This is a genomic window from Rhizobacter sp. (assembly GCF_031412075.1).
GTDB lineage: Bacteria > Pseudomonadota > Gammaproteobacteria > Burkholderiales > Burkholderiaceae_C > Rhizobacter.
In genome coordinates this window covers 1-3,732 of sequence record NZ_JANOCG010000399.1, presented here as the reverse complement: position 1 = coordinate 3,732, position 3,732 = coordinate 1, and the positions used below count along the sequence as shown (strand labels likewise).

General features: G+C 66.4%; 5 protein-coding genes and 1 pseudogene. 5 read left to right on the top strand and 1 reads right to left on the bottom strand.

Going from position 1 to position 3,732, the window contains the following annotated elements; translation table 11 throughout:
• Window positions 1-801 (top strand): EAL domain-containing protein (locus RMO40_RS15115; protein ID WP_309722969.1); only part of this gene is annotated, 801 nt, incomplete at its 5' end.
• Here the strand turns inward: RMO40_RS15115 and RMO40_RS15110 are convergent.
• Window positions 802-1,638, bottom strand: a complete 837-nt coding sequence (locus RMO40_RS15110) for a fumarylacetoacetate hydrolase family protein (protein ID WP_309722966.1) — start codon at window positions 1,636-1,638, stop codon at window positions 802-804.
• Between the two features lie 104 nt (window positions 1,639-1,742).
• Here RMO40_RS15110 and RMO40_RS15105 point away from each other — a divergent pair, with 104 nt between their 5' ends.
• From RMO40_RS15105 to RMO40_RS15090, 4 genes and pseudogenes are all read left to right on the top strand, one after another.
• Window positions 1,743-2,060: a DUF1840 family protein gene (locus RMO40_RS15105; RefSeq protein ID WP_309722963.1), complete on the top strand. Its 318-nt coding sequence runs from the start codon at window positions 1,743-1,745 to the stop codon at window positions 2,058-2,060.
• 29 nt (window positions 2,061-2,089) lie between these two features.
• A complete protein-coding gene (locus tag RMO40_RS15100) occupies window positions 2,090-2,716 on the top strand; it encodes a YbhB/YbcL family Raf kinase inhibitor-like protein (RefSeq protein ID WP_309722961.1) in 627 nt (208 codons plus the stop codon).
• A gap of 81 nt (window positions 2,717-2,797) precedes the next feature.
• Window positions 2,798-3,463: a histidine phosphatase family protein gene (locus RMO40_RS15095; RefSeq protein WP_309722957.1), complete on the top strand. Its 666-nt coding sequence runs from the start codon at window positions 2,798-2,800 to the stop codon at window positions 3,461-3,463.
• A 51-nt stretch (window positions 3,464-3,514) separates the two neighbouring features.
• Window positions 3,515-3,732 (top strand): annotated as a pseudogene (locus RMO40_RS15090) (sterol desaturase family protein); the annotation flags it as partial.

The window sequence follows — 3,732 nt, the reverse complement described above, 5'->3', positions numbered from 1 at the left end:
TCGCACATGCAGATCGACCATGCCATGCGCCAGGCGCTGGTGAGCGGCTTGTTCCGCCTGCACTACCAGCCGCAGATCGACCTGCGCACCGGTGCGGTGGTGGGCGCCGAGGCGCTGATCCGCTGGCGCGACCCGGTGCTGGGCGAAGTGCCGCCGGGTGAGTTCATCCCGGTGGCCGAAGAGAGTGGTTTCATCATCGCCATTGGCGACTGGGTGCTGGGGCAGGCGGTGCGCCAGGCCGCCGCGTGGCGCGCCAATGGGGTGGCCATGCCGGTGTCGATCAACGTGTCGGCGCTGCAGTTCCAGCAGCCCGATTTCCCGGAGCGTGTGGCGCGCGAGCTGAAGGCAGCCCACCTGCCGCCGCAGCTGCTGGAGCTGGAGCTGACCGAATCGATCCTGATCCACGACGCCCAAGACGCGCTGCACCGGCTGCAGGCCCTGGCCACGCTGGGCGTGCAGCTGGCGATCGACGACTTCGGCACCGGCTACTCGAGCCTCGGCTACCTCAAGCGCTTTCCCATCCACCGGCTGAAGATCGACCGCAGCTTCGTGAGCCACCTGCCTGGCGATGCGGGTGATGTGGCCATCGTCAACGCCATCATCCAGCTCGGCCACGCGATGAACCTGCGCGTGATCGCCGAAGGCGTCGAGACCGAGCCGCAGCGGCAGTTCTTGCTCGACGCGGGCTGCGACGAGTTCCAGGGCTTTCTCTACGCCCCCGCGCTCGACTCGCCGAGCTTCGAGAGCCGCGTCGGCGTGGCACCACCGCCGAGCAGCGTGGTGCGACTGATCACGAAGTAGTTACTTCACCAGCTGCCGCTGCTCGCCCAGCCCGGCGATGCCCAACGTCATCACGTCACCGGCCTTCAAGAACTGCGGCGGCTTCATGCCCAGGCCCACGCCGGGGGGTGTGCCGGTGCAGATCACGTCGCCCGGCAAGAGCGTCATGAAGCGGCTCACGTAGCTCACGATGTGAGCCACGCCGAAGATCATGGTGGCGGTGTTGCCGCGCTGGCACGGCTTGCCGTTGACGTCGAGCCACATGCCGAGTGCCTGCGGGTCGGGCACTTCATCGGGCGTCACCAGCCACGGGCCGATCGGGCCGAAGCTGTCGCAGCCCTTGCCCTTGTCCCAGGTGCCGCCGCGCTCCAATTGGTACTCGCGCTCCGACACGTCGTTCACCACGCAGTAGCCGGCCACGTGCTTGACCGCGTCGGCCTCACTCACCTGGCGGGCGGTGTGGGAGATCACCACGCCGAGTTCGACCTCCCAATCGGTCTTCACGCTGCCGGGCGGCAGTTGCACCGGGTCGTTGGGGCCACTGATGCAGCTGGTGGCCTTCATGAAGATGATGGGTTCCTTCGGGATGGGTTGGCCCGACTCGGCGGCGTGGTCGGCGTAGTTCAGGCCGATGGCCACGAACTTGCTGATGCCGGTGAAGGGCACCCCCAGACGGGGCTGGCCCTTGACCCGAGGAAACTCATCGGGCTTGAGTTGACTCAGACGTTTCAGGCCGGCGCGGCCCAGAGTGGGCAGGTGAAGCGAGGGGACGACGCTTGAGAGGTCGCGCAAGCCGCCTTGTGCGTCGAGCGCGCCCACACGCTCTCGCCCCTCGGGGCCGAATCGAAACCATTTCATGATGACCCTCGGGGCTGTGAAGTGGGCTTGATTTTCTTACCATTCCGAGCTGCGATGGGGGGCGCACAATCGCGCTTTCCGTTCAACCACGGGTACCTCTACCAATGATTTACAAGTTCAAGTCGAAAGCGGCCGGTGACGTGATCATGCTGGCCCCCGGGGGCGACGCCGTGCTGCGCATCATCGGCAAGGAGCCGGCTGCCAAGGGCATCATCGAAACGGCCGACATGCCGGCCGCGATGAAAGCCATCGAGCAGGCCGTGGCGGCCGACGAAGCGATGCGCAAGCTGCCGCAGGGCGACGACGACCAACCCAAGCCCGGCAAGGGCGATGGCGTGACGCTGCGCCAACGGGCCTGGCCGCTGCTGGAGATGATGAAACGCTCGCATGGTGCGGGCGAAAGCATCGTCTGGGGCGTTTGAGCGGTTCACACATCGAGGCGAACAAGACCATGAAGCTATTGAGCGACAGCTGGATCAACGGCGACCGCATCCCCACCCGTTTTGCCGCCGGCAAGCCCGACGTGGCCCACGGCGTGACCTTCTCCGACAACATCAGCCCGCACCTCGCCTGGAGCGAGGTGCCGGTGGGCACCCGATCGTTTGCGCTGATCTGCCACGACTTCGACGTGCCGAGCCGCGGCGACGACGTCAACCAACCCGACCGCGAAGTGCCGAGCGACCTGCCGCGGGTCGACTTTTTCCACTGGGTGATGGTCGACATCCCGGCGCACCTGTCGCAGCTCGCCGAAGGCGAGTTCAGCCGTGGCTTCACGCCGCGCGGCAAGCCCGGCCCCGACAGCTTGCACGGCGCTCGCCATGGCCTGAACGACTACACCGGCTGGTTTGCCGGCGACCCCGCCAACGGCGGCCAGTATATCGGCTACGACGGCCCCTTCCCGCCGTTCAACGATTCGCTGATCCACCACTATGTGTTCACGCTCTACGCACTGAGTGTGCCGCGTGCGGCAGTGGAGGGCGCTTTCACCGGCCCGCAAGTGCGTGAAGCCATCTTCGAGCACGTGCTGGCTGAAGCCACGCACTCCGGCACCTACACGCTCAACCGCCGCCTGATTTGATGACAACCCCCACGTCGTTTCACTCCTGCCCCCCGAAGGGGGCTTCAGCCGCCTTGGGGCGGCCCGGCGCCGGCTGATCTCATGAATGAACAAGTGACCCGCATCCTCGCCATCCGACATGGCGAGACCGCCTGGAACGTCGACACCCGCATCCAGGGCCAGCTCGACATCCCGCTCAACGACACCGGCCGCTGGCAGGCCGAGCGCCTGGCCGCTGCCGTGGCCGACGAGGGGGTTCACGCCATCTATTCGAGCGACCTGCTGCGCGCCCACCAGACCGCGCAGGCCATTGGCCACGCGACCGGCTTGCCGGTTCGAACCGACACGGCATTGCGCGAGCGTGGCTTCGGTGAGTTTCAGGGCCACACCTACAAGGAGATCGAGGCCCGCTGGCCCGAGCAGTCGCTGCGCTGGCGCAAGCGCGACCCCGACTTTCAACCAGGTGTGCATGGCGAATCGCTGCACGTGTTCTTCGAGCGCTGCGTCAAAGTTGCCACGCGACTCGCTGCCGCCCACCCGGGCCAGACCGTCGCGCTGGTGGCGCATGGCGGCGTGATGGATTGCCTGTACCGCGCCGCTTCTCGGCTTGACCTGCAGGCCGCTCGCTCCTGGAAACTGGGCAACGCCAGCATCAACCGCCTGCTCTACACCGAGGGCGGCTTCACCCTCATCGGCTGGAGCGACACCTCGCACCTGGACAGTGGCTCGCTCGACGAGAGCAACGACCGCGTAGGGCACGCTGCCTAAACCAGGGTACGCCCGATTCCCGCGCATGCAGCGGCTTGGCACCATTGACCGATGACCCCTGCGCAAATCATCGTCCTCGCCACACCGGTCTTCTTGCTGATGATCGGTGTCGAGTTTCTCGTCGGCCAGAAACGCGGCCGCAACACCTACCGCCTGAACGACGCGATCAACAGCATCGGCCTGGGCATCATGAGCCAGCTGGTGGGGCTGTTCAGCGCGCTGTTCACCGTGTGGCTCTACGTGCTGGTGTTCACCCACGCGTCGTTGTG